The 24,320-nt window shown below is 38.9% G+C and carries 18 protein-coding genes and 4 pseudogenes; 6 read left to right on the top strand and 16 right to left on the bottom strand.

What is annotated here, in order from left to right; all coding sequences use genetic code 11:
- Window positions 1–34: 34 nt before the first annotated feature.
- Together zwf and tnpA are read left to right on the top strand one after the other, a co-directional pair.
- Window positions 35–1,522 carry a glucose-6-phosphate dehydrogenase gene (zwf, locus tag GOM47_RS04715; RefSeq protein ID WP_235081217.1) on the top strand — a complete coding sequence of 496 codons (1,488 nt, stop codon included), beginning with the start codon at window positions 35–37 and terminating at the stop codon, window positions 1,520–1,522.
- 186 nt (window positions 1,523–1,708) lie between these two features.
- Window positions 1,709–2,172, top strand: a pseudogene (tnpA, locus tag GOM47_RS04710) (IS200/IS605 family transposase).
- Window positions 2,173–2,321: 149 nt separating this feature from the next.
- Here tnpA and ftsY read toward each other — a convergent pair.
- The 3 pseudogenes from ftsY to GOM47_RS04690 form a co-directional block, all read right to left on the bottom strand.
- A pseudogene (gene ftsY / locus GOM47_RS09655) lies at window positions 2,322–3,635 on the bottom strand (signal recognition particle-docking protein FtsY).
- An 11-nt stretch (window positions 3,636–3,646) separates the two neighbouring features.
- Window positions 3,647–4,458 (bottom strand): annotated as a pseudogene (locus GOM47_RS04695) (Cof-type HAD-IIB family hydrolase); the annotation flags it as partial.
- A pseudogene (locus GOM47_RS04690) lies at window positions 4,458–5,247 on the bottom strand (Cof-type HAD-IIB family hydrolase). The pseudogenes GOM47_RS04695 and GOM47_RS04690, both read right to left, overlap by 1 nt.
- Before the next feature lie 205 nt (window positions 5,248–5,452).
- Here GOM47_RS04690 and GOM47_RS04685 point away from each other — a divergent pair.
- Window positions 5,453–6,148 (top strand): VIT family protein, encoded by a 696-nt coding sequence (locus GOM47_RS04685; protein ID WP_235081215.1) that lies wholly within the window; start codon window positions 5,453–5,455, stop codon window positions 6,146–6,148.
- Window positions 6,149–6,187: 39 nt separating this feature from the next.
- On the opposite strand, the gene GOM47_RS04680 is transcribed toward GOM47_RS04685, so the two are convergent.
- The 8 genes from GOM47_RS04680 to GOM47_RS04645 form a co-directional block, all read right to left on the bottom strand.
- The gene (locus GOM47_RS04680; RefSeq protein ID WP_235081214.1) at window positions 6,188–8,176 is read right to left on the bottom strand and encodes an FtsX-like permease family protein; all 1,989 of its coding nucleotides are present in this window, start codon (window positions 8,174–8,176) and stop codon (window positions 6,188–6,190) included.
- A 1-nt stretch (window position 8,177) separates the two neighbouring features.
- A complete protein-coding gene (locus GOM47_RS04675; protein WP_033629643.1) occupies window positions 8,178–8,936 on the bottom strand; it encodes an ABC transporter ATP-binding protein in 759 nt (252 codons plus the stop codon).
- Window positions 8,937–9,319: 383 nt separating this feature from the next.
- Window positions 9,320–10,441, bottom strand: a complete 1,122-nt coding sequence (locus GOM47_RS04670) for an AAA family ATPase (protein WP_235081213.1) — start codon at window positions 10,439–10,441, stop codon at window positions 9,320–9,322.
- Window positions 10,442–10,444: 3 nt separating this feature from the next.
- Entirely contained in the window at window positions 10,445–11,167 is a 723-nt protein-coding gene (locus GOM47_RS04665) for a hypothetical protein (RefSeq protein ID WP_235081212.1), read from the bottom strand.
- A gap of 10 nt (window positions 11,168–11,177) precedes the next feature.
- Window positions 11,178–12,866 carry a hypothetical protein gene (locus GOM47_RS04660; RefSeq protein WP_235081211.1) on the bottom strand — a complete coding sequence of 563 codons (1,689 nt, stop codon included), beginning with the start codon at window positions 12,864–12,866 and terminating at the stop codon, window positions 11,178–11,180.
- A 112-nt stretch (window positions 12,867–12,978) separates the two neighbouring features.
- The gene (locus GOM47_RS04655) at window positions 12,979–13,251 is read right to left on the bottom strand and encodes a PspC domain-containing protein (RefSeq protein ID WP_001092790.1); all 273 of its coding nucleotides are present in this window, start codon (window positions 13,249–13,251) and stop codon (window positions 12,979–12,981) included.
- A 59-nt stretch (window positions 13,252–13,310) separates the two neighbouring features.
- Entirely contained in the window at window positions 13,311–13,754 is a 444-nt protein-coding gene (locus tag GOM47_RS04650) for a SprT family protein (RefSeq protein ID WP_235081274.1), read from the bottom strand.
- Complete coding sequence (locus GOM47_RS04645) at window positions 13,741–15,870, bottom strand: Tex family protein (protein WP_235081210.1); 2,130 nt, start codon at window positions 15,868–15,870, stop codon at window positions 13,741–13,743. The genes GOM47_RS04650 and GOM47_RS04645 overlap by 14 nt, the downstream gene beginning before the upstream one ends.
- Window positions 15,871–16,000: 130 nt before the next feature.
- Here GOM47_RS04645 and GOM47_RS09650 point away from each other — a divergent pair, with 130 nt between their 5' ends.
- Genes GOM47_RS09650 through GOM47_RS04635 form a run of 3 tightly spaced genes read left to right on the top strand, consistent with a single transcriptional unit; the run spans window position 16,001 to window position 17,850 of the window.
- Window positions 16,001–16,132 carry an SPJ_0845 family protein gene (locus GOM47_RS09650; RefSeq protein ID WP_000268696.1) on the top strand — a complete coding sequence of 44 codons (132 nt, stop codon included), beginning with the start codon at window positions 16,001–16,003 and terminating at the stop codon, window positions 16,130–16,132.
- Window positions 16,133–17,038 carry a permease gene (locus GOM47_RS04640; RefSeq protein ID WP_235081209.1) on the top strand — a complete coding sequence of 302 codons (906 nt, stop codon included), beginning with the start codon at window positions 16,133–16,135 and terminating at the stop codon, window positions 17,036–17,038. It abuts the gene before it with no gap.
- A complete protein-coding gene (locus GOM47_RS04635) occupies window positions 17,035–17,850 on the top strand; it encodes a TIGR03943 family putative permease subunit (RefSeq protein WP_235081208.1) in 816 nt (271 codons plus the stop codon). The genes GOM47_RS04640 and GOM47_RS04635 overlap by 4 nt, the downstream gene beginning before the upstream one ends.
- Window positions 17,851–17,870: 20 nt before the next feature.
- On the opposite strand, the gene GOM47_RS04630 is transcribed toward GOM47_RS04635, so the two are convergent.
- The 5 genes from GOM47_RS04630 to GOM47_RS04610 are packed head-to-tail and all read right to left on the bottom strand — an operon-like array spanning window position 17,871 to window position 24,312.
- Window positions 17,871–18,482, bottom strand: a complete 612-nt coding sequence (locus GOM47_RS04630; protein WP_235081207.1) for a tetratricopeptide repeat protein — start codon at window positions 18,480–18,482, stop codon at window positions 17,871–17,873.
- A gap of 17 nt (window positions 18,483–18,499) precedes the next feature.
- Window positions 18,500–19,558 carry a hypothetical protein gene (locus GOM47_RS04625; protein WP_235081206.1) on the bottom strand — a complete coding sequence of 353 codons (1,059 nt, stop codon included), beginning with the start codon at window positions 19,556–19,558 and terminating at the stop codon, window positions 18,500–18,502.
- A gap of 8 nt (window positions 19,559–19,566) precedes the next feature.
- A complete protein-coding gene (locus GOM47_RS04620; RefSeq protein ID WP_235081205.1) occupies window positions 19,567–20,340 on the bottom strand; it encodes a DNA polymerase beta superfamily protein in 774 nt (257 codons plus the stop codon).
- 17 nt (window positions 20,341–20,357) lie between these two features.
- Complete coding sequence (locus tag GOM47_RS04615) at window positions 20,358–23,708, bottom strand: DEAD/DEAH box helicase family protein (RefSeq protein ID WP_235081204.1); 3,351 nt, start codon at window positions 23,706–23,708, stop codon at window positions 20,358–20,360.
- A 28-nt stretch (window positions 23,709–23,736) separates the two neighbouring features.
- Entirely contained in the window at window positions 23,737–24,312 is a 576-nt protein-coding gene (locus GOM47_RS04610) for a restriction endonuclease subunit S (protein ID WP_235081203.1), read from the bottom strand.
- Window positions 24,313–24,320 lie beyond the last annotated feature (8 nt).

Here is a 24,320-nt window from a genome sequence, read left to right as displayed (position 1 = left end):
CAACTAGGAAAAAATATAGAAATTAGGTAGCTAGATGTCATCAAAGGTTATTGTTACAATTTTCGGTGCGAGTGGAGATTTAGCAAAACGCAAACTCTACCCTTCCCTTTTTAGACTCTATAAATCAGGCAATCTTTCTGAGCATTTCGCAGTTATCGGAACAGCTCGTAGACCTTGGAGTAAAGAATATTTCGAATCTGTTGTTGTTGAGTCCATCCTTGATTTGGCAGATAGTACCGAGCAAGCCCAAGAGTTTGCAAGTCATTTCTACTATCAAAGTCATGACGTTAATGATACTGATAATTACATCGCTTTACGTGAATTACAGGCTGAACTTGATGAGAAATACCAAACGGACCACAACAAACTCTTCTTCCTATCAATGGCTCCTCAATTCTTTGGGACCATTGCCAAACACCTCAAGTCTGAAAACATCGTTGACGGCAAAGGTTTTGAGCGCTTGATTGTTGAGAAACCTTTTGGTACGGACTACGAAACAGCTAGCAAACTCAATGAAGATCTCCTTGCGGCCTTTGATGAGGAGCAAATCTACCGTATTGACCATTACCTAGGTAAAGAGATGATTCAGAGTATCTTTGCTGTTCGTTTTGCCAACATGATCTTTGAGAATGTTTGGAACCGTGAGCACATTGATAATGTACAGATTACCTTTGCAGAGCGCTTGGGTGTAGAAGAACGTGGTGGCTACTATGATGAATCTGGTGCCCTTCGTGATATGGTGCAAAACCATACTCTACAACTCCTCTCTCTTCTAGCCATGGACAAACCAGCTAGCTTTACAAAAGATGAGATTCGTGCTGAAAAGATAAAGGTCTTTAAAAACCTCTATCATCCAACTGAGGAAGAATTGAAAGAACAGTTTATCCGTGGTCAGTATCGCTCTGGTAAAATAGATGGTATGAAATACATTTCCTATCGAAGCGAGCCAAATGTCGATCCTGAATCTACAACAGAAACCTTTGCATCTGGTGCCTTCTTTGTAGACAGTGATCGCTTTCGTGGTGTTCCCTTCTTCTTCCGTACAGGGAAACGTCTGACTGAAAAAGGGACTCATGTCAATATCATCTTTAAGCAAATGGAGTCTATCTTTGGAGAACCATTGGCACCAAATATTTTGACCATCTATATCCAACCAACAGAAGGCTTCTCTCTCAGCCTAAATGGGAAGCAAGTCGGTGAAGAATTCAATCTGGCACCAAGCTCTCTGGATTACCGTACTGACGCTACTGCTACTGGAGCCTCACCAGATCCGTACGAGAAATTAATCTACGATGTCTTGAACAACAACTCAACCAATTTTAGCCACTGGGATGAGGTAAGTGCTTCGTGGAAATTGATTGACCGTATCGAAGAGCTCTGGGCTGAAAACGGTGCTCCACTTCATGACTATAAAGCCGGAAGTATGGGGCCACAAGCTAGCTTTGACTTACTTGAAAAGTATGGAGCTAAATGGACCTGGCAACCAGATATCGCCTATCGTGAAGATGGCCGTTTAGAATAGCAAAAATATCCTGCAAGTCAATCTTGCAGGATATTTATTATGTGACTATTAGTCCGTCTCGCTCCGTAAGTTGCGAGACAAATAAACCACCCGCTATGCGGGTGCGCGTCGAAGGTTATACCAAAAAACTCCAAACGCGATACAATAAAGGTGTTCAAGCCAATTGTAAAGCGAAAGGAGAAAAATATGGCACAAAAGGCACATAGTTTATCACACACAAAGTGGATGTGTAAATATCACATTGTGTTCACCCCTAAGTATAGACGAAAAGTCATTTATAATCAATATCGAAGTAGTTTGGGAGAAATATTCCACCGATTATGTAGTTATAAAGGTGTTGAGATCATCGAAGGTCACTTAATGCCAGATCATGTACATATGTTAGTCAGTATTCCACCAAGGATAAATGTTTCAAGTTTCATGGGGTATTTAAAAGGTAAAAGTGCACTCATGATGTTTGACAAACACGCTAATCTCAAGTATAAGTTTGGGAATCGGCATTTCTGGGCAGAAGGTTATTATGTAAGTACAGTAGGGCTCAATGAAGCCACATTAGGAAATATATCCAAGAACAGGGAAAGCATGATATAGCACTAGATAAATTGAGTGTAAAAGAATATGAGGATCCCTTTAGGGATAGTGGTAAGTAATACCCAAGCCTCTTCGAGAGGCAAGTGACGATTCAAGAGCAATGAGGCTTGAAACAACGTGAAAGCCAGCGTCTTTAGGCGCTGGCTGGTGATTTGGGCTTATAGCCCTGGTACAAACCACCCGTTTGACGGGTGGTTATGATTTTGTATTAAATCAAGCCTTCTAAGAGACCTTTCATAAGTTTTCTGAGTTAAATTCCCCAATATCATCAATTTTTTCACCGAAACCAATCAATTTTACAGGGATATTGAGTTCTTCACGAATTGCCAGAACGACACCGCCACGGGCTGTTCCATCAATCTTGGTCAATACAATACCGGTAACAGGGGTAATTTTCGAAAATTCTTTAGCTTGTACCAAGGCATTCTGTCCAGTTGAAGCATCGAGTGCCAGGAAGGTTCATGGGGTTGCTTCTGGAACGACACGCTTGATAATACGACCAATCTTTTCTAGCTCTGCCATAAGGTTTGTCCTTATTTTGCAGACGACCTGCTGTATCAATCATGAGAATATCAATCCCTTCAGCTACAGCACGTTCCATCCCATCAAAAACCACACTAGCTGGATCAGCCTTTTCAGGTCCTGTCACAACGGGAACATCCACACGACGGCCCCATTCAGCTAGCTGGGCAACAGCTCCAGCACGGAATGTATCTGCCGCAACCAGCATGACTTTCTTGTCAGCTTGTTTGTAGCGGTGAGCCAATTTCCCAATAGAAGTTGTCTTCCCAACGCCATTGACTCCGACAAAGAGCATGACTGTCAAACCGTCTTGGAAGTGGATTTGTTCATCGTAGTTGCCATCCTTCTCATAGAGTTCAACCAATTTCTCGATAATGACACGACGGAGTGCGTCAGGCTTCTTAGCGTTTTCTAATTTGGCTTCATAGCGTAGCTCTTCTGTTAGGTTCGAAGCGACCTGCACACCGACGTCGCTCATGATGAGCAGTCTTTCCAATTCCTCGAAAAATTCTTCATCAACAGAACGGAAGTTGGCAAAGAAGGCATTCAAACGAGCACCGAATCCCGTACGGGTTTTCTTGAGACTGCGGTCATATTTTTCCTGTACGGTTTCTTCAACCTGAGGAAGTTCTTCTTCTACAACTTCAGTAGCTAGCTCTTCTTCGAACTCTACAGTTTCTTGGTTCTCTTCTTCTAAAACTTCTTCCGGCTCTTGGAATTGTTCCAATTCATCAGCTTCTAGCTCAGGCTCTTCCTGAGCAGTTTCCTCGACTGCTTCTGGTTCAATAAACTTCTTCTGTCGAGAACTGAGGAATTTCTTCTTGAGCAGGTGTTTTCTTCCACTTTTTCTCTTGTTGTCTCTTCCTGACTTGTTTCTTCGATAGCCGTTTGGTTTTCTTCAACCTCTTCTGACAAATCAAGATTTCTCCAGTGCTTCTTTTACAACATCTTCGATTTTTTGGCTCTCTTTTTTTCCGAATAAACGGTCAAATAATCCCATTTTTTAACTCTCCTTAGCACATATTCTTCAATCGCCCAAGCAACGGCATCACTCATCATTTGTCATGGGGGTTACAAGATTGTCGCGACTGCCTTGACTTCTGGAACTGCATTTTGCATGGCAACTCCTAGACCCGCCCACTCAATCATGGAAAGGTCATTGGCCTCGTCCCCACAAGCCATGACTTGACTTTGATCGATTCCCAAGTGTTTAATTAATTCGCTAAACCTGTTGCCTTGTGGACGTTTTTCGGTGACCATTCCAATAGCATTTCACGTGATTTGAAGATTTCATATTGGTCAAACAATTCTGGAGAAATCTGTTGAATCGCTGCATCCAAAGGTTCTTGGGCAAAGGCAGTCACACATATTATATATGTCATCTGACTAGATAGATCTTCAAAAGCGACAGGTACAAAAGTCAGAGCTGGGTTGAACTTAGCATAGAGACTTTCTTGATCCGACTGGATTTGATAGACTGTTCCTTCTGAAATGGCATCTAACGGAAGTCCGAGTTTTTCAGTTTCCTCGTACAAGCGTGCCACATCGTCGATTGAAAAAACCGTTTTATCGAGAATCTCTCCCGTATTTTTCTGCACCAGACCACCATTAAAGGTAATGGTGTACTCATCCTCCTGACCGTCAGTCCCTAGCTCATGGAGAAAGAAATCCATAGCCTTTAGAGGACGACCCGTTGTCAGTACGACCTTGATGCCACAGTCACGCGCAGCCTTGAGGACCGCCTTGGTACGATCTGTCAGTCTTTTATCAGTAGTCAGCAAAGTGCCGTCCAAGTCCAATGCAATCAATTTAATATCTGCCATTACAAGCCCTCCATATAAGCCATCACTGACTGGTCCTTATGATGGCCAATCACTGCTTCTGCTAATTCTAAAATCTCTGGTCTCGCATTTCAGGAGCGATTGGGTGCCCACAACCTGCATCATGTGAAGGTCATTGAGATTATCTCCAAACGCCATAACCTGATCCATGGTTAGACCAAGTTTTTTGGATAACTCAACAACAGCCACACCCTTATCAACGTAGTCCAAGACAATATCAATGGATTCAAAACCTGTTGTCATGGCTTTCACACCAGGAACATTTTCGTTGATCCAGGCCTCTCCAGCTTCTATCGTTTCTTCAGTAAAGTTAGTAGTGAATTTAAAAATCTCATCCGTGATATCTTCCAGACTCGCTACTTTTTGTATATTTTCATTGTAGTGACGGCTAAACATCAGATAGGTCTCATCCACTGTATCCAAAACATAACAAGCTTTTTTCCCAGTCAAGAGCATTTTTCTTTCATCAAAATAAGGCGATTTCTTTAAAGCTTCAAAAGTGCTCAAGTAAAAATCCCGAGACATAGTAGCCTCGTACATATCCTCACCATGAAACTCAACATAGCTCCCATTTTCAGCTATAAAAATCACTTCATCACGCACATCCGCAAACAACTTTTTCAGGGACAAGATACCACGACCTGAAGCCACTGCAAAATAAATCCCCTTTTCCTTGTAGGAAACAAGTACGTTTTTAAGGCGTTCCATATCAAACCGACCCTCTCCATCTAGAAAGGTTCCATCCATATCGGTTGCTACAAGTCTAATCATAAAATCCTTCATACTCCAATTGATAAATCTACCTTCTATTATACCATAGATAAGTTTAAAAAGGTCCAGTACAGTAGGATAGCACTACTTTTTCGGAGAAACTTCAAAAGGCTTAAAAATTAGAATCGTAGAACTTTTTTCAGATAGTTTAAAAAGTTTGTATTCCCCTACTCTTTTCTCTATAATGGAGAGAAAGGAGATGACTATGACAGAAATAAAACATGAAATTGATGCAAACTTTGCAGGACGACTCAATATCCTGCGTGCAGGTGTTCTCGGTGCCAATGATGGGATTATTTCCATCGCTGGAGTCGTTATCGGTGTTGCTAGTGCGACGAGTAATATCTGGATTATCTTTTTATCAGGATTGGCAGCTATCCTCGCTGGTGCTTTTTCTATGGCAGGTGGCGAATATGTCTCTGTATCCACTCAAAAAGACACGGAAGAAGCCGCTGTTGCCAGAGAACAGTTGCTCTTGGATAAGGACATCGAATCTGCAAAACAATCCCTCTATGCTGCTTACCTGCAAAATGGTGAGTGTGAAACGTCCGCCCAACTCCTGACTAACAAGGCCTTTTTAAAAAATCCACTCAAAGCCCTTGTCGAGGAAAAATACGGTATCGAGTACGAAGAATTTACCAATCCTTGGCATGCTGCTATTTCTAGCTTTATCGCCTTTGTACTGGGAAGTCTTCCTCCTATGCTTTCGATCACCGTCTTTCCAAGTGACTTTCGTATTCCAGCTACTGTTCTTATCGTGGCGCTTTCCCTTCTTATTACCGGCTATACCAGTGCTAAATTAGGCAAGGCACCTACGAAAACGGCTATGATCCGTAACCTCTGTATCGGACTTCTGACCATGGGAGTGACTTACCTATTTGGACAACTCTTCAGCATTTAAGATAAAAGAAATACCTCGATAAACATCGAGGTATCTTTTTTACATTTGCACAATCTTGCGATAGCTTCTTGAGGTAATCATAAAGATTAAGACATAGACGATGAGGAAGATGGCACAGATGGACAGAGTGACAGTCAACATCATGGTTGCATCTAGTACCCCAATGACTTTTAGAATGAGGCTAAGCATATGATAGGCAAAGGCAAGGTGTAGGAAAGCAAAGAGCAATGGGAGGAAGAAAACAGTTAGGACCTGTTTATTAATGGTTTGCTTGATTTGCTTTTGATCGAGACCGACTTTTTGCAAAATGATGAAGCGTTCACGATCTTCATAACCCTCAGAGATTTGTTTGTAGTAGATAACGAGGACCGTTCCCACCATAAAGATGATAGAAAGGAAGATACCGATGAAGAAGACACCACCATAGAGGGCACTGATTTGTGCACTGCTATCAGCCAGATTGCTTCCGTATACATAGCTTCCCTCTTTGTTTAATTCTCTATTAAAGTTATTAAGGAATTTTGAAAAATCGTCAGCGAGTTTGAGCTGTTCTTCCTCACTAGCTGTTACATTCATACCACCATAAAGTTGATCAAAGAGAGAGGAATCTGGATATTGATCAATAAAGGCTTGCAGATTAGGCACAACAAGATAATTGTAGTCAGATGTGAGGATGTTAAACTGATTTGGCACATGTTCCAGAACGAAATCATTTTTAATTTCTTCTTTAACAGTGTAAGTCTGGTCATTTAAAGTGAGTTCTTTCTGCCCTTGAAGTTCTTTACTCTTGGTAAACAACCCAACTTCATTACCTGAAAGGGAGAGTTTTTGACCAGTCATGATTTCATAGTCTTTTTGGTCAAAGACCATGAAAATGGTTTTTGGTTGGACAAAGTTATTCCCCTTTTTAAAGATACGGAGTTTGGTTCCATCTTGACTCTCGATGCCAAAATTACTGTGACGAAAGACTTCTTTTTTGGTGATAGTTAATCCCTTATCGCTAGCATACTGACTCAAAAGTTTATCTAAATCTTCTTTTTCAACATTTCGCCCTGAAATTCCAAAATCATGTGGATTCATGAATTTCTTGAAGGTTTCTGAAGCCTTGAAGATACTAGTTGCAGCAGACATGGTCACCAAGACCATGGTTGAAAGAATGGCAATCGTCGCAAGACCAACCGCATTTTTCTTCATACGGAAGATGAGATTGGATACGGAAATCATGTTGTTGGGTTGGTAATAGTAACGTTTGTTTTTCTTCAAGATTTGTAGGAATACTGTAATCCCCGCATTAAACAAGAGATAGGTACCAAGGATTACTAGCAAGACCGCTACAAAGAAAATCAGAACAGCAGAAAGTGGATTTTCAACTGTAACTGCTAGGTAGTAGCCAGATCCCATACTGATTAGACCGAGGATGGTTTGAAGACCTAAGAAACGTCCTTTTTTCTCACCACTGGTTTTTTCACGAGAGAGCTGAAGGGCATTCATGCGTGCGATGCGAAAGGCATTGATAAAAATCAGACCTAGGAAGATAGCTCCAAAGACGATTAGAACTAGGATAAAGACAATTGGTTGGAAAGTCGAAACGAGCTCCACTTTCATCTTCATCAGCTTCAGAAGAAGGGCGAAGATTAGCTTATCAAAGAGAGCTCCTAGACCGAGACCAGCTGTTAAGGTTAAGGAACCAAAAATAAGAAGCTCTTTAAAAACCATACTGATCAAATGGCGCTTTTCAAGACCAAGCATACCATATACCCCCAGCTCCTTGGAGCGGTTCTTCATGACAAAACTATTGGCATAAAGTACAATAATCCCTGAAGCGATGGTAACAACCACCATTCCGAGAGCGAGGGTCATAGAGATAGTTTCTCCCCCTCGGATCTTGCCAATATTAGGGTTAAGTGACAAAGAGTAAAAGAGATAGGTGATGGTCACTGCTAAGAGAACGGCAAGGGCAAAGGGATAGTAGAGTTTGCGGTTTTTAATCAAGTTAGATACCGCTAACTTATTGGTTAATCGGAACATACTAATTCACCTCGCTTGCCATAACAGTCAAAGTATCAGAGATTTCTTGGAACATCTGACGCTCTGTCTTGTCTCCACGATAGATTTGATTGTAAAGAATGCCGTCCTTGATAAAGAGAACGCGCTTGGCCCTACTTGCTGCTGCCGTTGAGTGAGTTACCATAAGAATGGTTTGTCCGCGCTCATTGATTTCATCAAAAACATCTAGAAGAGCTGCTGATGATTTGGAGTCAAGGGCTCCTGTTGGTTCGTCCGCAAGAAGAATTTCAGGTTCAGTGATGATGGCGCGTGCTACTGCTACCCGCTGTTTTTGACCACCAGAGATCTCGTAAGGGTACTTCTCTTGCAATTGGTTGATGCCCAAATTTTCAGCTGTCACCACCAATTTTTTCATCATCTCCGTGATGGGTTTGCGTGATAACACTAGCGGAAGCAAGATATTGTCCTTAACAGACAAGGTATCTAGCAAGTTAAAGTCTTGAAAGACAAATCCTAACTTCTCACGACGGAAACTCGAAGCCTGTGAATTTTTAATAGTGGCTGTGTCTATTCCATTCAGGTAAACCTGCCCACGAGTTGGTTTATCCAGCATAGCTAGGATGTTGAGCAGGGTTGATTTCCCAGAACCAGACTCCCCCATGATGGCAACGTAGTCACCCTTTTCCACGGTAAAGTGAATGTCCTTTAGGGCCTCTACTTGGTTGCCTTGGAAACGTGTTTTGTAGATTTTTTGAACGTGTTTTACATCTAAAAGTGTCATGATCTTCTCCTTCTTAATATCCCATCAATTGAAACTGTGCTTGCATCATAGCGCATCCCAGTTGAACACGCTCGATGTCTTTTTGACTTGGTTTTCTTGTTTTCTTTTGTAAGATTCTTTTCATGGTTTTGCTCCTTTGTTCTTTATGAGTCTAGTTTATCGCAAAAAAAGACAGCTTGCCATAACCTAACCTTACAAAAGAGACTTTAATCTTACATTTTTGTAAGATTGAGGAATATCAAGCAATTTCGCTAAACCTATTTTACCATAAATGAAATACAAGAAGAAAACCCTTGCGAATGCAAGGGTTAAGGTTCGGTATTGATTATGTATCAACCAATAAAACATTTAGCTACGATTTGATAATGTATTCTTTCATTTAATTATATTTCTATGTAAGTAGAACAGCTTTGTTCTAAAGAAAAGTCATCTTTTATCAACAAAGTTAAATCTTTTGAAGTCAAATTTTCACTTTGATCAATTCGAACTGCTTGATTCATTATTAAATCTTCATAAAGATTTCGAACAAAACGACCGTTAGAAAAATTGGTAAGATTGCTTTCTAACTTATCATTAAAATAATTTAATAATATTCCTTTCAGCTTGTCATCTATTTGGTAGTCGTCTTTCCTTGCTAGTGTTTCAAGAATATCTAACAATTCTGTAGAAGAATAATTTTCAAAATTTATAAAATAATTAAAGCGAGACTTCAGACCAGGATTCGATTCAAAAAAATGATTCATTGGATCAGTATATCCTGCAACAATAACAATTAGATCATCTCTTGAATCCTCTAAAGCCTTTGTCAATTCTGTTAAACATTCTCGTCCATATGAATCCGTATTGTCATTTTCTGTAATACTATAAGCTTCATCTATGAATAAAACGCCACCTTTTGCTTTTTCAATGACACTTTTTACTTTTAAAGCAGTTTGACCTTGATAACCAGCGATTAAATCTGTTCTGGAGACTTCGGTAAAATGCCCCTTTGAAAGAAGGCCTAATTGATAATACATCCGACCTACAATTCTGGCCACTGTCGTCTTTCCAGTACCAGGATTCCCCATAAACGCCATATGTAAAGTTCTCTTTGGTACTTTTAGACCAGACTCTTTTCTTTTGGACTGAACCTTTTGATATATAACTAACCTCGAAACTTCCTCTTTAACTTTTTGTAAACCAACTAATTGATTTAATTCCTTCATCAATTCATCCAAAGAAGAGTTGTTACGTTTTCCTAACTCCTTCCCTAGTATTTCAAAAAGATAAGAGTAACCTAAATAACAAGCTAAATTATCAGATAATTCTTTTAGAATTTGACTTATCTTGCTTATTTTATTCTCTTTTTGAAATAAATATATAGATTTATATAAATCTGCTACTTTATTTGTGTCTGAATGATCAATTATAATCTCATTCACTTTTGTGAGAAAAGTCGACTCATTACCCAGTTGTCGATCCAATTTTTTGGCGCTCTCAATTAGCTTGTCACGAGATACAGTCATAATTTACCTCAAAAACATAAACACTAAAGTGATTATTAACATTCCAATAGATACTCCTGATATGATAAAAACAGTTAAAAGTCGACTAGAAATAAGTTTAATTTGTTCTTTACTTTCTTTCAATTCTTTTCTGAGTTCTTCAATTTCAGAAGTATGCGAGACAGGCTCCAAAGGAAGCACGCTTACTGTATCCTCTAAGCTTACAATTCTATCGTCTAATTTAGAAAGTCGATTCTCATGTTCCTCAATGGTTTCTTTATGATTGTTTTCATTGAATTTTTCTTTAAATTGCTTTAGTACTTGGAGTGTAGATGCTTGCTTCTCGATTGTTTTATCAATACGAGCTTGTTCTTGCTGAATTTTCTTATTGGTATGTTCAATTGCAGCTACTGTAGTAACAATCGCTTGAATATAACCTTTATCTAGACCCTCTAAAGCTTTATACACTTGACTAAACGCATCAATAGTTTCTTGTTGCTTTTCGTAAAATTTTGAAATGTAATTTTGAGTTTGTTCAACTAAAGTATTAAACTCTTTACCAGTAACCGTATGCTCAGTAAATTCAAAACCAAAGAAATCATCGTGAGTTTTAACTGTATCAAAATACAATTCATCTCGACTCTGTTCAGCAAACTCTTTCAGGTGCTCTTTAGCTTCGTTGAAGTCATATGGGCTAATATTTATTTCAAATTTTTCCTGTTCTTGCTCAAATACCTCTTGTTCCATATTTATCTCCCTAATCTAATAATTCTTGTAATAAACTATCAATCTCATAAAAGTCACTTTTATCGTCTCTTGTAGATTCTACAAAAATATCTGATAGCTTTTCTTTCATTATTGAAGCAGCCAGATCATGTCTTTCCTTAATAGTATTGATAACAGAATCTTTTTCTACTTGAAGCTTTATGCTCTTTACATCTAGTAATTGATCTTTGATTACTAACATTTCATTATTTTGATCAATTTTCTTAGAACTTAATTCAGTAATCTGTTTATTGACAATTTGCTGATCAATCATTTTTAATACAAAAGCGCCAATAATTCCAGATAAGGTCGCTCCCATAAAAGTTCCAATCAAGCTACCAATAGTTCCCAAAAGTGGTATTGAAATAGCTAGGACTGGAAAACTAGCTGTGAGAGAAGCTCCTAATGTTTCTCCAAGTACAATTGCCCCAGTAGCCGATAAACCAGCAACAACAATTTTACCGATTTCTAGCATCATTATCTGAACACTTTTTTCTTTGTTATCTGGATTGTTTAGATAATCAATCGCTTCTTTTAATGACTTCCAACCTTGGTGTATAAATGTCCATGCTTTTAGAAAAGTGTTAATTACAGGTCCAACTATCGCAGAAGCTATCATCGTAACCACTGATTTCCCAACGTTTAATAAGTGATTTGATAAGTTGTTTACAAATGAAATGATGGCCTCTTTTACCTTTTCAATAAAAGTTGATAAGTTTCTTTCTGTATCTTTAAGCCAAGAGATAAATTTTGAAATTAACTCTCGCAAAAATTCTGATAGTAACTGTAAAAGCGCTGCTTTCAAAGCTTTTCCTGAAACTTTTAATGCTTCATCACGTCGTGATTTTTTACCAAATTTTATAGCTCGCTTCTCAGCTTCATCTCTTACTCGGTCGTATTCAGCTCGTGCCCCTTTGTCTTTTTCCCTCATCTGGTTTTCTTCTTTTGAACTAACATTATGGACTTCTCTAGCATATTGCCCTTTAGAATTTGGATTATCAAATAATTCAGTTGTTGATTGATCACCTTTAGCTTGATTAATATCACTCCTAATTTCGTTAAGATTAACTTTACTATTTGCAAAAGCAATCTGCTCTTCCTTTGTCAAAAAAGCATTTGCCTTTGGATCACGTATAATCTCTCCTGCAGAAACTGTATGATCCATCTGAGTTCCTTTTTCTTTTGAACCTGTTGGTCGTCCTGCGTCAAATGGTTTTCTCGCATCTTTGGTTAAAGTATTTACAATTTTTCCTGAACGAGTTGAGTGTGTTTTAATATTTCCTAAGTCATCTTTAACAAAATTATTTTGCCAAGTATCGTATCTTTCTTGATAATCGACATCTCTATTATGAGTTGCTAATTTTCCTTTTTCAAAATTTTCAGCAGTTTGTATATGTGCATCTTTTCGTAAATCTAGAGTTTGACCGTTGTTCTCTTTAATAAACTCTTCACCTATTTGGGCAGCAAGTTGAAGTTGTACTTGTTCCCAAACTATATTTTCAATAGATTCTTGAAGGTATTCATTATTTTGTAATTTTTCTCTATCTATATCAAGTTGCTCTATGTGTTCAACAACATCCTTAAGGTTATTTTCTAAAGAATATTCTAATTCAAGTAACTGTTCATAGTCAAAGTCAATTTCAGAACTTTGTAATTCAAACGTTTTATTCTCGTTAGCCATATTAATCTCTCTAAATTATCGTATTCACTGATTTATTATACCATTTCAGGATTTGATTTGACAAGTTTAAAAAACTTCGTCCTATTGGACGAAGTTCATGCTTCTACTATTATCACCAAAACCAGCCATCATTGTCTTCAATGGCTTGGGCTTCTTTACGCTTGCGTGGTCCTGTTCCGTACATTTCGGCTTCGATTTCTTCCTTAGTTGGCAAGATAGAGGCAAGGATGATGTAAATAATCACACCGATTCCAAAATTTGCCACAGTAAAAATGGCGAAGAGAAAGCGTACTAGGGTTACATCAAGTTTCCACTTGTCTGATAGACCAGCTAAAACTCCTGACACCATACGATTTCGTCTCATTTTATAAAATTTTGTATTCATGATTGTTTCCTCTTTCGGTATTCTTACAAATAGTATAGCATAAAACGGGACCAAGAACATCAGTCCTTAGGCCGATTTAAGACAACGAGTTTACCTCGGCAGATGCCACAGCGATAGCGTTTTGTGTCAATCCTTCTCTTGCGTTGATAGATTTGCTGGCAAGATTGGCACTGATAGACTAGGTAACTATCCTGACTTTTCAAAGGTGGTACAAAGCGTAGTCCATCCACTTCTTTCAAAAGTTCCTTAAAATCTCGGTCCTTATGGCGATACCCCTTTTTCTGAAAATAAAGGTGATAGTGACAAAGCTCATGGCGCACGATTTTGCGAAAGACTTCCAAACCTAGTTTATTATAAACCTTGGGATTAAAATCCAAATGCCCATCCTTTGGGAAAAATCGCCCACCTGTCGTACGCAGACGAGAATTCCACTGGGCTTGGTGTATAAAAGGTCTACCAAAGTCTTCGAGGGAAACAGACTGAACATACTCAGTTAGATTCATCTGGAGCGAGGAGCGACAGATTGACTTTTTCACGTTCAGTATCGATTTTTTTAACCCAAACTGTTACCAAATCTCCGACTGAAACCACTTGACTGGGGTGTTTGATAAATTTGCGACTCATATGAGAAATATGAATCAAGCCGTCCTCGTGAATCCCGATATCAACGAAGGCACCGAAGTCAACGACATTACGTACCACACCTTCCAGCTTCTGGCCGACTTTTAAGTCTTTGATATCCAGTACATCTTGACGGAGTACAGGAGCATCAAAGGAATCACGGAAATCTCTACCTGGTTTGAGAAGGTCGGCAATGATATCTTTAAGGGTTTCTGGTCCAAGGTCAAGTTCTTGCGCCACTTCCTTGACTGAAAGGGACTTGAGTTTGCTTTGGGCTTCTTCATTCAAGTCCTTGATATCCAAGCGTTTGAAGAGTTCCTTGACAGCAGCGTAATTTTCTGGGTGAACTCCTGTATTATCAAGGATATTGCTGCTTTCTGGGATACGGAGGAAGCCAGCTGCCTGTTCAAAGGCCTTGGCACCCAGACGGGGAACCTTTTTAATTTGGGCGCGTGAAGTGATTTTCCCTTCTTCCTCACGGTATTTGACAATATTTTCAGAAATAGTTTTATTGAGTCCAGCTACATGGGAGAGAAGAGCTGGGCTGGCTGTATTGACATTGACACCAACTTGGTTGACAACGGTATCGACGACAAAGTCCAGACTCTCAGACAGTTTCTTCTGACTGACATCGTGCTGGTATTGACCGACACCAATTGACTTAGGATCAATTTTAACCAATTCAGCAAGGGGATCTTGCAAACGACGGGCGATAGAGATAGCAGAGCGTTTTTCAACGGTTAATTCTGGAAACTCCTGACGAGCAAGTTCACTAGCAGAATAGACAGAAGCTCCACTTTCATTGACAATAACATAGCTGACTTCTGGAAACTCTTTCAGAACTTCCGCCACAAAGGCTTCACTTTCCCGACTGGCCGTTCCATTTCCGATAGCAATAATTTCTACGCCATACTGACCAATCAAATCTGCCAAATCTTTCTTGGCTTCTTCGATTTGACGAGCTGATGCTGGTTTGACAGGATAGATGACTTGGCTCGTCAGCATTTTTCCTGTCGTATCAACGACTGCCAGCTTGGCACCTGTACGAAAGGCAGGGTCAAATCCTAAAACCACGCGCCCTTTCAGTGGAGCAACCAAGAGGAGATTGCGCAGGTTGTCAGAAAAGAGTTGGATAGCCCCTTCTTCCGCCTTCTCAGTTAATTCTGTCCGAATGCGTCGCTCAATAGCAGGCAAGACTTTTTTCTTAACAGATTGCTGAACCACTTCATCTATATAGGCATTTTTGACTTTGAAACGAGCAGCAAAGAAAGATAAGATACGGTCCGTCGCATGTTCAAAGCCAACCTTCAAAATACCTAATTTTTCCCCACGATTGAGGGCCAAGGTACGATAACCCTGCATGTTGCCAACTGTCTCTGAAAAATCATAATAAATCTGAAAAACTTGTTTTTCATCAAGACTTTCATCCTTGACTTGCGAGGTGATTTTAGAGTGTCTCAGCACTTCCTGATAGGTCAGTGAGCGCAAGGTCACATCTTCCGATAAGGCTTCTACCAAAATATCAACTGCCCCAGCCAAGGCTTCTTGACCAGTCGCAAATCCTTCACAGACATACTTCTCGGCCTCTTTCTCTAAGTCAGCTACATTCTGCAAAATCAAGCGTGCGAGAGGAAAGAGTCCAGCTTCACGGGCAATGGTTGCCTTGGTCCGACGCTTTTCCTTGTAAGGAAGATAAAGTTCTTCTACGTCTGCTAATTTTTCGGCAGCTAAGATAGCTTCTTCCAATTCCTTAGTTAGCTTGCCTTGTTCTTGAATCTTAGCCAAGACAGCTTCTTTACGGTCGTTGAGATTTGTCAGACTTTTATCCAGATCAATAATCGCCTTAATCGCCACCTCATCCAGACTACCAGTCATGTCCTTGCGGTAACGTGCGATGAAAGGAATCGTCGCCCCTTCTGCCGTCAAACTTAGAACGGTATCGATTTGCTTTAAGGTTACACCCAAATCTTGGGAAATTTTTTCGTATTTTTTATCCATGAATCTATTATACCATAAGGAACAGCTCTTGTTTTGCCTTACCTGTTTTTGCATCTTTGATTATCAAAATAATCCCTTTTCCACAAAATAATAGTATAATAGAGGTAGAATGTAGAAAAGAGGTAGGCCCATGGCTGTTAAATTTACAAAAACGGATGACTTGGACAAGATGTTTGAAGAATTCGCCAAACTTCCTGACTTAACACAAGTCACTTTCCCAGATGACAAAGACAAAAAAGAAAAAGTTGAGAAGAAAAAATAGATGACGATTTTCCAATCTCTTCCTCCTAGCATCTTGCAAGCAGGAGCTATTTTTCTCTCTATCATGATTGAAGCCCTTCCTTTTGTCTTGATTGGGAGTCTCATTTCGGGATTGATTGAGGTCTATATCACACCTGATAAAGTTTATGAGTTTCTTCCTCGCAATCGTTGGGGGAGGATCTTTTTTGGTACCTTCATTGGCTTTCTCTTTCCATCCTGCGAGTGTGGAATCATTCCCATCATCAATCGTTTTCTGGAGAAGAAAGTGCCCAGCTACACGGCCGTTCCCTTTCTGGTAACTGCTCCCATCATCAATCCTATCGTTCTTTTCGCCACATATTCTGCCTTTGGCAATTCAATAAAATTTGCCTTATTGCGAGCTCTGGGAGCTATTGTGATTGCTTTGGTGCTTGGGATTTTCCTAGGATTTTTCTGGAAGGAACCCATTCAAAAAGAGAATCCTATCACTTGTCATGAACATGACTTTTCACACTTGACTCCTGCTAGAAAGGTCTTTCAGGTTTTTATACAAGCTATTGATGAGTTTTTCGATATGGGGCGTTACTTGGTCTTTGGCTGTCTCTTTGCTGCTATCGTGCAGGTCTATGTCCCGACTCGGATCCTGACCTCTATCAGTGCTAGTCCAATCCTTGCGATTCTCTTGCTCATGTTTCTAGCCTTTCTCCTCTCTCTTTGTAGCGAGGCGGACGCCTTTATCGGAGCTTCTCTCCTCTCGAGCTTCGGCCTAGCACCAGTCCTCGCTTTTCTGGTCATTGGCCCCATGCTTGATATCAAAAATCTCCTCATGATGAAACACTATCTCAAAGCGCGCTTCATCTGGCAATTCATGGGCATCGTGACAGTGCTTGTCTTGCTTTATTCTTACATGATAGGGGTGATGGTATGACCCGATTTTTCATTTTACTGGGTTATTTTGCCCTAACTCTGTATCTGCAGCTATCTGGCAAGCTCAGTCACTATATTAATTTCCACTATTCCTATCTAGTCTATATCTCTATGGTTCTTTCTCTTCTCTTGGCTCTGGTACAATTCTATATCTGGGTCAAGAAAATCAATTCTCACAGCCATTTGGAAAGTCGTCAAGCTAGACGAATCAGCTTCTTTTTACTGTCGCTACCTCTGTTGATTGGAGCTGCCTTTCCGACAGTAAGTCTGGACTCGAGAACCGTATCTGCCAAAGGATATCATTTCCCACTTGCTGAGGGAATCAACACAGTCATTCAGGCAAGCGAAGGCACATCCAGTCAATACCTCAAACCGGATACCAGTACCTATTTTTCCAAATCTGCTTATGAAAAGGAAATGAGGGCTACAGCTGACAAATACCTCACCCAGCCAACCATTCAAGTCACTGATGAAAACTATATGGAGGTCATGGAAGTTCTCTATGACTATCCTCAAGAGTTTGAAGGAAAGAAAATCGAGTTTACAGGCTTCGTCTATAACGATCCTAGCCATGAAGATAGCCAATTCCTCTTTCGCTTTGGGATCATCCACTGTATCGCCGATTCTGGTGTATATGGACTCTTGACCAAGGGAAACTCACGCCAGTATCCTGACAATACCTGGATCACAGCTAGAGGAACCCTGACTCTCCACTACCATAAAGAACTCAAACAAAAACTCCCAACACTAGAGGTTGAGAGTTTCACAAAAGTAGACAAACCAGAAAATCCTTATGTATATCGCGTGTTTTAATAAAAAGTAGCCTTTTCAGGCTACTTTTTATTATTTAGCAAGTTTCTAACCTCTTGAGCACCAATCTGATCGCCTGCCTTTTCAAAAAGAGTGATAGCTTGTAAAAAATTTTCATGTGATTCTTCAGGATTTTGTATCGAACCAATCTCTCCTAAACCTCTATAGGCACAAGCTTGGGCAATCAAATCATCTGTTTGCAAAGCTTGTTTTAAGGACTGTTCCATATACATGAATGCTTCTGCTACTTTTCCTAGCTTTAATCGTAAATAACCTTGCTCATAATTGTTAACAGAAGATTTGAGGGTATCCTCTGTAAAAGCTTCTTCAATGACTTTTTGCTCTCTTTCGATATAGAAAAGGGCCGTTTGAAATTCATTCATTTCACGATAAACCATGGCTAACTGATGATAGCCTATATGTTCATTTTCTGGGTCACTTTTAGTTCGAGCTAAGTCAATATAACGCTGGTAGATACTTAAGCACTCGTTATAATTTTGCTCTTCAAGATAGATATAGCCCATCAAATTTAATAAACTAAAATCTGTGCAAGTTTCCAATAAAAAATCAGCTTCAATTAATTTTTTAGCCTCATTAATCTTACCCTCAAACAATAAATCCCATGCTTGATTCATACATATCCTCCTGCTTCTTACGTTGTATAGAAATCTATTGATAAATCGCTATCAGACTTGTATTTTTTCCAAGCTAAACTGAATCCATAATAATCTTCAAATTCAGGGTGCCAGTCATAATAAAGTGGGATACGACTATATTTTCTTGCAACAACTTCGTCTTCAAATTTTGGAGATTCCCCTGCAGTAATACCAAATTGAAGACCATTTAATTCCCAACTATTGCCCCATACATTTTCATCAGAAAGAACATCGATCCATCTCGAGGCATCAATATCAAAATCTGCACATAATTCCAGTTCATAGAATCTTCTACAGTTAATCTCTGAAGGTTTTATATAAAGGGCGCTATCAACTTGGTATTTTTTATCTTTGACTTGAATCTGTGTGATTTTCATTGGAATCGGAAGTCCATTTAATTCTAACCAGAAATATCCTAAAGGAGTTTTGATACTATAATATGTTTGCTGAGAGTTGGGGTTAGCGTTTTTAGAGCAAACATCTAGAATTCTTCCTAGCTTTTCTAAATTTCTAAAAACGTTTTTCGAAGTGATTGGGTCGAAATGTGAATACCTACGAATGACACGTTTTAACTTTTCAACAGGAAAAGTGATATCCTTTGGTAGGGCATGATACTTCTGTACAACTAAAGCAATTTTTTCAGTATTTTCCTTCCCTACTGGGACAATAACAGCGTGCCCAATATGGATATTTGGATCATCGCAGATATAAGTATAGCCATTCCCTCCCTCCTGAAACTCAACCACAACAAGATTTAACTCTTGATCTGAATCAAAGAGAGGTTCAAGTTCAACCATTTCTGCTTCTTGTCGCTCATAAAAAGTAAATCGATCGCCTTCTCCGTCTTCGCCAAAAACCATAAAGCTACCACACTCAGGGCACTTCCACATATAAAATGATGCTTCAGAAATATCATCATAAGAAATTTTATTATGGTCGTCAGCTTTATTTATGATTTCTTCAAACAACTCATCCGAATAAACTGAATAAGCATTTGGATCAGGCGCTCGGTGGTCATTCATTGCTTGCCCACATTTACATGTCCATTTACCCATAAAAAACCTCAGTCGTGGCCTAATTCTTCAAGGAAAAATTGATTTAGAGCCTTCCACTCTTTCTTTTCCTCACTAACACTTTGAACGTATGCATCCAACTCTTTGATATTTTTGATGATGTAGTATTGGATTGGCATAATCGGATCAATTTCCATACCTTCAGGTCCCTTTACCTTGATATCAAGCAATCTTGACACATGCTCTTTCATCTCATCAGGAAGCAATTCTTTGACCAAATCGTCAAATAAAATTGGAGGAACTGAATGGTATTTTTCAATCCAACGGCAGGCCAAAATGGGACGCAGCGCATAGAAATACTTTTTAGGTTTGACCTTGTCTCCTGAAAGGTACTTATTCGTATGAGTTCTAGCAGTGTTCAAGTAATGGTGGAGCATTTTCTTCTCAGAAAAATACTGGTTGGCAAGATGACGTAGGCGTTCGATAAAATCCGTTTGTTGATAGACAATTGGTGACTGTAACCATTCAAACAGTGTTGGATTTGACTTATAAAGGAGTTTTAAAGTCTTGTCTAAATCCCAGCCACTCACATCCCAAGTATCGTCAATTGGTAGCTCGATAACATCACGCTGTTCATTTAAACGGAGATAAAAATCTTGCTTGTGTTTGTAGATAAATCGTACATCAAAGTCACTATCGGGAGACTCAAAACCCCAGGCACGACTACCAGACTCGATAGCCCACAAAACTGTGACATCGTAATCACGCTCAATTTCTGCTAATTTTTCCGGTGACAGAACATTTATTTCTTCTTGCGTTTGCATTTACAACCTCTTATTATTTACGCTGCTTCTCCAGCTCGATCATTAATGAGTTCAATTGTTTGGACAATATTACGAAGTATAGGGAGTTGGTGTTGAAAGAGTAGTTGAACTGAACCATACGATTTAAACGGCTCTTGTGTTAAAACTTTAGTCTCCAAGCAACCATTTTCTACAATGTAATCTACAATCAATTTCACAAAGGAGATCTGCTTGGCATTGAGACTTTCATCCGATAAAAATTTAGAAAAAACTTGATTGGCAGCCTCTCTATCTAAACCAATAATTTCACGAACCAATCTAGGAATTGCTTTATTTTCATAATGTTGTTGGTAATCTGACTTGCTACCTAATTTCTCCCATAGCAAAGTTTCAAGTGCAAGCAAATCCTGAGAGGTCAATTTTTCATTATGGTATAACTTAGAAATTGCTTCGTCATCTAGATGAGTTTTCAAATAATGTTCAACTTTTTCATTATAAGATCGCAGATCATTGACCTGTAAATATGGCGTGGTATCATGGACAGTGGAAAGAATATGATCATCAAAATTGACATAATATACAGTACGTTCCGTTTTATCCAGAAACTGTAGTAAATCTCGAAGCGCAAGGCGTATTTTTTCCAGCCCAGATAAACTAACTTCTTCCCAAAATTCAGGTTCTTGTACTTTCCTGATGATTTCAGCCTGTGCAAAAACCTGTGGTATATTACCAACAGAAGCAAGTGCTTTAGCTGTTTTCATAACTTGAGAAATATGGACAGTTGATGGCTTGGCTAACAGTTGTCCTAACTGAATCTGAAACAACCATAAATCAAATCGTCTCGCCATCTCGTCCTCTTTATTTTCTTCAAAAAGAAGCGGAGAAAGATCTTTCTGGATTGTTTCACTTGTGACGGTCGTTAGAGTTTGCCAATTTTCCAACTTTCTGTAAGTATAAACTGTATCTAAGACCATACGAACCCTAAAGTCTAACTCATTTAAGCTCACCATACGTTCATGAAGTTCTGAGACGAGTTGTTGACGGTATTCTCTAGCAAACTGATCATCTTGATAACGAAGCTCCTGCAGTTCACGAATCAAGTCCACCTTGATGTTAAACAAACGTTGAGTCAGAGAAACAATGTGACGACCATCTCCTTCTCTTGGATCAGCTTTGAAATATTCAAAATTATCGCCATAATCAAATACCAAGAAATTTTCCTTATCCTGCTCAGGGCCGAATAAATCTTTACAAAGACGGGTTCCACGGCCAATCATCTGCCAAAACTTAGTTTTAGAACGCACTTTCTTGAAAAAGATTAAATTAACAACCTCTGGTACATCAATACCTGTATCCAACATATCAACAGAAATTGCAATTTGAGGGTATTTCTCCTTAATTTTAAAATCATCAATTAAGGTTTGATAATGCTTAATGCTATAATCAATCACTTGAGCATAATCGCTTCCTTTTTCAGGATAGCGTTCGTTAAAAATATCTCTGATGTATTCAGCGTGTCGATGGTTTTTAGCAAAGATAATAGTTTTACCAATTTCGTCACCTGAAGCTGTCTGAATTCCTCTTGTCATTAGTTCATCTAGAACAATTTTGACTGTTTTTCTATTGAAAATAGAGGTATTAAAATCCTCAGGATCAATATCTTTCTCAGAACTACCATCTTCAAATTGGCTATCAAAATATTCTTTTTCGTCTTGGGATAAATCATCGTAATGTAGACCATCCGTTGGTAGTTTTAACTTAGTTTCAATCGAATGATAAGCTACTAAATAACCATCTTTTACAGCCTCTTCCAAATCGTATGCGTATGTTGGAACACCATTCTCCAAGTTAAAGAAACTATAGGTATTTTTATCCAAATCTTGACGCGGAGTGGCAGTTAATCCTACAATCCTTGCATCAAAATAATCAAAAATTGATTTGTATTTCTGATAAATAGAACGGTGAGATTCATCAATTATGATAAGATCAAAGTGCCCAACAGTAAAGGGTCGTTGATTTATTTCTTCTTGATCACTAATCGCTCCTATCATAGTCGGATAGGTTGAAAAAACCATTCGACTAGATCGAGCACTATCTTTATCCTCTAAGAAATTACAAACTGAAAGATCTGGAAGTAATTTCCTAAACGAATCATAAGCTTGCTTAACTAGGGAAGTTCTATCAGCTAAAAAAAGAACATTTTTTACCCAGTTATGACGCGAAAGGATATCAACTAGGGAAACCGCTGTACGGGTTTTCCCAGACCCAGTTGCCATTACCAAGAGTGCCTGTCTCCGATTATTGGAGAATGCTTCACAGACACTTGTAATCGCATGTTTCTGATAATGACGTCCAGAAATGTCGTCCCTAATTTTGCTAGAAATATCCTCGAGTGGTTTTTGCAAGTGACGTCTGTCCATCAAAAGTTGCAACTCTTCTTGAGAGTAGAACCCTGCAATCTGGCGACGATTAACACCATCAAGTATGTAGTGCTTTAAACCATTGGTAATAAAGCAAATTGGCCGATAGCCGATTTGTTTCTCAAGAACTTCAGCATATTCCTTGACCTGCACCTCCCCTACTTCTGGATTTACAGATGCCTTTTTAGCTTCAACAATTGCTAGAACTTTCCCATTTTTGCCATAAAGGACATAGTCACAGTATCCAGTTCCTGTACCATGCTTCAAACCATGAACGGCTACCTCAACACGACAGTTTTCCTCAAATGTCCAACCTGCTAAACGGAGATCGATATCTATAAAGAGTTTTCTTGTCTCTGATTCAGATAGTTGATCGATATGGAAAGATACATCTTGCCGTAGAGCTGCTGTTTCACGTTTTTCAGTATAAGTCTCTTGAACAGCCAATGACTGACTAGCCATCTGTTCATCGAAATCAGGAAGATCTGACAAACTGTTTTGTAATTTCGCCATAGATTGTGGCGTTTCTCGAAACTTGATGTTTGCTGAAAGTGGCAATAATTGCTCGTCGAAATAACGCTCCACGAACTCGTTACTGTAGCAATAATCAATAAAATTGACAAACTGATACAAATGATGCAAAGCCAAAATAGCTTCTCGTTCCTTAATTTCTCCACCATGTGCAGCATGATTTCCCCATCGAATTAAAAGAACAATCTGCCTATGGAGCTCAGGATCCACAATCTCTCTAAAATCATCATCCCATACCAAAGAAGATAAGGTAGCACGATAGGGAGCTTCTAAATATGAATCGTGACTATATATCCAATGAACAGCCTGCTCAAGAGCACGACGTGCCATAAAAGCAGTAGCTACAGTAGATGTCGCGATCATATTCTCAGCTTCTATACAAGGCTTTGAAAAAGATTCATACTCTTCGTTATTTAAAAGAAAATCAAAATTTACCATTTTTCTCTCACTTTGAATAAATAGATAGCTATATTATACTAGATTTCAAGCTATTTCTCCACAGTTTTATAACTATCCCACAAGCAAATTGTGATTTGTCGACCTGAGCTACAAAGTCTGCGAATTCGTTTTGGAGGTCAAGAGGGGGGAGAGGGATCTGTAACCCCCTAATATCTTTTAGTGCAATGAATTTTTGAGTACCTCCTCTAATCTTTTGTAAAACTTGTTTATCAAAATAAAATGAAGTAAGAACATTTTTTATATAAACATTATCTACTTTTGATCTATCATAAAACTTTATTAATGCAACATTTTTTATTGCAAACTTTTTATGAGTTTCTACTACAACCGGATTGCCTACCGTACCTATCATAGGTAATAATATATCGCCATAATCAACTTTTGATCGTTGATTAATTTTATTAAAATCCACTTGTGTTATATGATTTGTATTGCTGAAATCTATAACACCACCTGTAATATTTTTTGAAGTAATCAAAGGATAACCTTTTTCAACATATTTAGGGGAGTCATGTGTTCCATCTCTAACATCACAAACACATCCTAGTAAAACTTTTTCAAACTTAGAATCATCCCCAAACATCTCGTTAA

The organism is Streptococcus oralis, from assembly GCF_021497945.1.
Taxonomy (GTDB): Bacteria; Bacillota; Bacilli; order Lactobacillales; family Streptococcaceae; genus Streptococcus; species Streptococcus oralis_BR.
This window is presented reverse-complemented; position numbering and strand designations above follow the sequence as displayed.